This window comes from Erwinia sp. JUb26 (genome assembly GCF_003751505.1).
Taxonomy (GTDB): Bacteria; Pseudomonadota; Gammaproteobacteria; order Enterobacterales; family Enterobacteriaceae; genus Erwinia.
Window position 1 is genome coordinate 207,295 of the sequence record NZ_RJVB01000010.1, and the last position, 6,159, is coordinate 213,453.

Here is a 6,159-nt window from a genome sequence, read left to right on the forward strand (position 1 = left end):
ACCCGTCCCAACGAGAGGGTGATTACGCGTTAATCTGCGCGTGCATTTCCTGCACCGAGATCACCTGGTCGATCGCGCTGGCGTTCAGCGAGGTGGTGGTAGCGAAGGCACCGTTCAGCGTGGTGTCATAGTGCACTTTATACTGCAGCGCACTGCGGCGGATCAGCTTGGAGTCTTCAATCGCCTGACGGCCTGCGGTGGTGTTGACGATGTACACGTACTCACCGTTCTTCACGCGGTCCTGAATGTGCGGACGACCTTCATGCACCTTGTTGACGCGACGCACTTCGATACCGGCGGCTTTCAGCACCGCAGCGGTGCCTTCGGTGGCATCCAGCTCAAAGCCGAAGTCCAGCAGACGGCGCGCCAGCTCAACGATACGTTTCTTATCGCCTTCGCGCACCGACAGCAGCGCACGACCGCTCTTCTTCATGTTGCTCTGCGCGCCCAGCATCGCTTTGCTGAAGGCTTCCGCGAAGGTGCGGCCAACGCCCATCACTTCACCGGTAGAGCGCATTTCCGGGCCAAGGATAGGGTCCACGCCCTGGAACTTGTTGAACGGCAGCACCACTTCTTTCACCGAGAAGTACGGCGGGATAATTTCTTCGGTCACGCCCTGCGCAGCCAGCGTTTTACCGGCCATCACGCGCGCGGCCACTTTCGCCAGCGGCATACCGGTCGCTTTCGAGACGAACGGTACGGTACGAGCGGCACGTGGGTTCACCTCAATCAGGTAAACTTCGTTATCCTTCACCGCAAACTGCACGTTCATCAGACCGCGTACGCCCAGCTCAAAGGCCAGCTTCTCAACCTGCTGACGCATCACATCCTGAATTTCCTTGCTCAGCGTGTAGGCTGGCAGGGAGCAGGCGGAGTCACCGGAGTGAACGCCAGCCTGTTCGATGTGTTCCATGATGCCGCCAATCAGCACCTGCTCGCCGTCACAGATCGCATCCACGTCGACTTCTACCGCGTCATCCAGGAAGCGGTCCAGCAGTACCGGTGCGTCGTTGGAGACGGAAACCGCAGTGGTGAAGTAGCGCTTCAGGTCGATTTCGTCGTAAACGATTTCCATCGCCCGGCCGCCCAGCACGTAGGAAGGACGAACCACCAGCGGATAGCCGATAGTTGCCGCTTTCTCTACCGCCATTTCGATGGTGGTCACGGTGGCGTTAGCCGGCTGCTTCAGCGCCAGGCGGTCAACCGCCTGCTGGAAACGTTCACGGTCTTCGGCACGGTCAATCGCGTCCGGGCTGGTACCGATAACCGGTACGCCTGCCGCTTCCAGCGCACGCGCCAGCTTCAGCGGAGTCTGGCCGCCGTACTGCACGATGACGCCTTTCGGCTTCTCGATGCGCACGATTTCCAGCACGTCTTCCAGCGTCACCGGCTCGAAGTACAGACGGTCTGAGGTGTCGTAATCGGTGGAGACGGTTTCCGGGTTACAGTTCACCATGATGGTTTCGAAACCGTCTTCGCGCAGCGCCAGCGAGGCGTGTACGCAGCAATAGTCGAATTCGATACCCTGGCCGATACGGTTTGGACCGCCGCCCAGCACCATGATTTTGTCGCGATCCTGATTCGGGTTCGCCTCGCACTCTTCTTCATAGGTGGAGTACATGTAGGCGGTGTCGGTCGAGAATTCGGCCGCACAGGTATCCACACGTTTGTACACCGGATGCAGGTTGTGCTGCTCGCGCAGTTTACGAATTTCAGACTCGGTGACACCGGCAACGTCGGCCAGGCGCGCATCGGCAAAGCCTTTACGCTTCAGGGTGCGCAGGAAATCGTAGGTCAGGCCGTTCAGACCGACTTTCGCTACCTGCTGCTCCAGCTGAACCAGCTCTTCAATCTGCACCAGGAACCAGCGATCCACGTTGGTCAGCGCAAACACGTCTTCTACGGTCATTCCGGCGCGGAAGGCATCGGCGATGTACCAGATACGGTCAGAACCGGCGTCTTTCAGCTCGCGGCGGATGGTGGTCATCGCTTCCGCATCGTTGAGGTCAACTTTCGGGTCGAAGCCGTTAGCGCCCACTTCCAGACCGCGCAGCGCTTTCTGCATGGATTCCTGCAGCGTGCGGCCAATCGCCATCACTTCACCGACGGATTTCATCTGCGTAGTCAGACGGTCGTTAGCACCGGCAAATTTCTCGAAGTTGAAGCGTGGGATCTTGGTAACAACGTAGTCGATAGACGGTTCGAACGACGCCGGGGTCAGACCGCCGGTGATATCGTTGGTCAGCTCGTCGAGGGTGAAGCCCACCGCCAGCTTGGCGGCGATTTTTGCAATCGGGAAGCCGGTCGCTTTTGATGCCAGCGCGGAAGAACGTGATACGCGCGGGTTCATTTCGATAACAATCAGGCGGCCGTTTTCCGGGTTAACGGAGAACTGTACGTTGGAGCCACCGGTTTCCACGCCGATTTCACGCAGTACCGCCAGCGAGGCGTTACGCATGATCTGGTACTCTTTGTCGGTCAGCGTCTGTGCTGGCGCAACGGTAATCGAGTCACCGGTGTGGATACCCATGGCATCGAAGTTTTCAATCGAGCAGACGATGATGCAGTTGTCGTTTTTATCACGCACCACTTCCATCTCGTACTCTTTCCAGCCAATCAGCGACTCATCAATCAGCAGCTCGTTGGTTGGTGACAGATCCAGACCGCGTTCGCAGATCTCTTCGAACTCTTCACGGTTATAGGCAATACCGCCACCGGTGCCGCCCATGGTAAAGGAAGGGCGGATAATGCACGGGAAGCCCACGTCGGCGGCAACCGCCAGCGCTTCTTCCATATTATGTGCGATACCGGAACGCGCGGTGTCCAGGCCGATGCTTTTCATCGCCACGTCGAAGCGACGACGGTCTTCTGCTTTATCAATCGCGTCGGCGGTGGCACCAATCATGGTCACACCGAACTCTGCCAGCACGCCACGGCGTTCCAGCTCCAGCGCACAGTTCAGCGCGGTCTGGCCGCCCATGGTTGGCAGCACGGCATCCGGGCGCTCTTTTTCGATGATTTTGCGCACGACTTCCCAGTTAATCGGCTCGATATAGGTTGCATCGGCCATATCCGGGTCGGTCATGATGGTCGCCGGATTAGAGTTCACCAGGATAACGCGGTAACCCTCTTCACGCAGCGCCTTACACGCCTGCGCACCGGAATAGTCAAACTCACAGGCCTGACCGATAACGATAGGACCTGCGCCAATGATCAGGATACTTTTTATGTCTGTACGTTTTGGCATTGCTCTCTCTCCTGACCTTATTTCGCGCTGGAACGGTAAGCTTCAATCAGTTCGATAAAGTGATCGAACAGGGGTGCAGCATCGTGCGGGCCCGGGCTCGCTTCAGGGTGTCCCTGGAAGCTGAAGGCTGCTTTATCCGTGCGGTGAATACCCTGGACCGTGTGGTCAAACAGTGAGGTATGGGTCACGCGCAGATTCGCTGGCAGGTTGCTGTCATCAACGGCGAAGCCGTGGTTCTGAGCGGTGATCATCACGGTATTTTTATCGTGATCTTTCACCGGGTGGTTGCCGCCGTGGTGGCCGAGTTTCATCTTCACGGTTTTGGCACCGCTGGCCAGCGCCAGCAGCTGGTGACCGAGGCAGATGCCGAATACCGGAATGTCGGTTTCCAGGAAGCGCTTAATCGCGCTGATAGCGTAGTCACACGGCTCCGGGTCTCCGGGACCGTTGGAGAGGAAAATACCGTCCGGGTTCAGCTTCAGTACATCTTCAGCCGGGGTCTGTGCAGGCACCACGGTCAGGCGGCAGCCACGATCCACCAGCATGCGCAGGATATTGCGTTTCACGCCGTAATCGTAGGCCACCACGTGGAACGGCAGTTCGCCTTCCGTTTTTGCCGCAGGCAGGTCGCCTTCCAGCGTCCAGCTGCCCTGCAGCCAACCGTAGGCTTCCGGGGTGGTCACTTCTTTCGCCAGGTCCATGCCCTTCAGGCCAGGGAAGGCTTTCGCTTTCTCCAGCGCTACGGCAGCATCCGGTGCATCTCCGGCAATAATGCAGCCGTTCTGCGCCCCTTTTTCGCGCAGCAGACGAGTCAGCTTACGCGTATCGATATCGGCAATAGCGACAATGTTGTTGCGGACCAGATAGTCGGTCAGCCCTTCTTCACTGCGATAGTTGCTGGCAATCAGCGGCAGGTCACGGATCACCAGACCCTGTGCATGTACCTGAGTCGATTCTGCGTCAGCGGCGTTGGTGCCGACATTGCCGATATGGGGATAAGTAAGAGTAACGATTTGGCGGGAATAGGAAGGATCAGTGAGGATTTCTTGATAACCGGTCATTGAAGTGTTGAAAACAACTTCTCCCACTGCCGATCCGGTTGCCCCGATGGCCCGACCGTGGAATTGGGTTCCGTCTTCCAGAACCAAGAGCGCTGACTTAATCAAAACATCCTCCAGGGAATAAACAGTCACAATATCTGCATATTAATTCAGAAATAGAGCTGAATCAATGCAAAAACTGCCTGACTGCTCAGTTTTTGGCAAATTGCGCGCATTCTAATGATCGCCCTCGCGAATGTCTACCCTGCGAGGCACTTTTTCTTCACTTTTTAACTCACTGGTCGATTTATCAGAAGATTAACGCTGAAAACAACACATATCCTGGCAATAAAATCGGTTGCCTGCCAGTGAATGCATAAAAACGGATGCCGAAACGTGAAAAAGTGGACCAAATGGTCAAAAATCTTATAAAAAGGAGATCACAGGAGGGGTAAAGGCAATATTATATGGATTACGAACGATAAATGACAAAAAGATGTCATTTTTAAAAAATAAAAAGGGCAATAAAATTATTGCCCGCCCAATCATAACCTTATGATTGAAATAACCACATCACGATGGTTTACAACACTTACAAATCATCAAGGTTAAGCACGCTTCTCATATCAAACAGACCTGATTTATGCGCACCCAACCATAATCCTGCTTTAACCGCACCATTAGCAAAGGTCATGCGGCTGGAAGCCTTGTGGGTAATCTCTACCCGCTCACCGATATCTGCAAACATCGCCGTGTGCTCACCGACGATATCGCCCGCGCGGACGGTCGCAAAACCGATAGTCTGCGCCTTACGTTCCCCGGTGATTCCTTCACGCGTGTAAACCGCGTGCTCATTCAGATCCCAGTCCATCGCATCGGCAATTGCCTCTCCCATCGCCAGCGCCGTGCCGGAAGGGGCATCGACCTTATGACGGTGGTGCGCCTCAACGATTTCGATATCCGCGTACTCACCCATTACTTTGGCCGCTTTCTCCAGCAGCTTGAGTACCAGATTTACGCCGACGCTGAAGTTGGCTGCAAACACGATGCCGATATCTTCAGCCGCGGCCTTAATCGCGGCTTTTCCGGCGTCATCAAAACCGGTGGTGCCAATCACCATCGCTTTTTTATGCTGACGGCAAAATTCCAGATAGTTCAGCGTCGCTTCCGGGCGGGTGAAATCGATCAACACGTCGAAGTCATTCACTACCGCATCCAGGCTGTCGCTGATCTTCACGCCCTGTACGCCACAGCCGGCCAGTTCACCGGCATCGCTGCCCACCAGTGAAGAACCGGCACGCACAACGGCGGCACCCAGACGCGCGCCTTCAGCCTGAACAGCAGCCTGAATCAGCTGACGCCCCATACGCCCTGCGGCTCCCACAACGGCGATACGGATTTCTGCGTTACTCATAATTATTCATTCCTGACAGATTTCTATGCATGCAAAGCGCATACAGATTAACCACGCGTTAACCTCTGCGCCACAATTAAAACCACATAATTAGAATTTTACGCCAGCTGGCGCAGATTATCAGTAAAACAGATTTATTACGGGTGAGGGTAGGAATTGTCGAGGGTGGCTTTGGGTTGGGGGGCAGACTGACTTATCGAGCAATGGGTATTGATGTCGCTGTAACTATAGGGTGAGGGGACAGCCTCTGCGGCTTCCGGGCGGTCCTCGCGCCGCTGTGCGGTGCCTTCGGCTTCGGCATCCGGCCTGTCGGATCGGTGAAGATGGTGCATCCCTGCCCCAGCTTCACCTGACGCCAACATCCCTTGTATCTTGAGTATTGCAGTCGGTAGTGGTTAGCTACCACTACCTGAAGCAGGGTGAATTTGGAACATCCCTAAGGGAAAACCCTGAGCTAC

General features: G+C 55.7%; 3 protein-coding genes. All 3 read right to left on the reverse strand.

Annotation, left to right across the window (positions count from 1 at the left end; genetic code table 11):
• Nucleotides 1-22: 22 nt before the first annotated feature.
• The 3 genes from carB to dapB all read right to left on the reverse strand — a co-directional run bounded on the left by carB (nucleotide 23) and on the right by dapB (nucleotide 5,701).
• The gene (carB, locus tag EC836_RS22555) at nucleotides 23-3,247 is read right to left on the reverse strand and encodes a carbamoyl-phosphate synthase large subunit (protein ID WP_123337321.1); all 3,225 of its coding nucleotides are present in this window, start codon (nucleotides 3,245-3,247) and stop codon (nucleotides 23-25) included.
• 17 nt (nucleotides 3,248-3,264) lie between these two features.
• On the reverse strand, nucleotides 3,265-4,413 hold the full coding sequence (gene carA / locus EC836_RS22560; protein ID WP_123337323.1) for a glutamine-hydrolyzing carbamoyl-phosphate synthase small subunit: 1,149 nt from the start codon (nucleotides 4,411-4,413) through the stop codon (nucleotides 3,265-3,267).
• Nucleotides 4,414-4,879: 466 nt separating this feature from the next.
• Nucleotides 4,880-5,701 carry a 4-hydroxy-tetrahydrodipicolinate reductase gene (gene dapB / locus EC836_RS22565; protein ID WP_123337325.1) on the reverse strand — a complete coding sequence of 274 codons (822 nt, stop codon included), beginning with the start codon at nucleotides 5,699-5,701 and terminating at the stop codon, nucleotides 4,880-4,882.
• Nucleotides 5,702-6,159 lie beyond the last annotated feature (458 nt).

Coding starts and splice junctions, on each gene's coding strand:
- carB (WP_123337321.1), bottom strand. CDS start 3,247: ATGCCAAAACGTACAGACATAAAAAGTATCCTGATCATTGGCGCAGGT.
- dapB (WP_123337325.1), bottom strand. CDS start 5,701: ATGAGTAACGCAGAAATCCGTATCGCCGTTGTGGGAGCCGCAGGGCGT.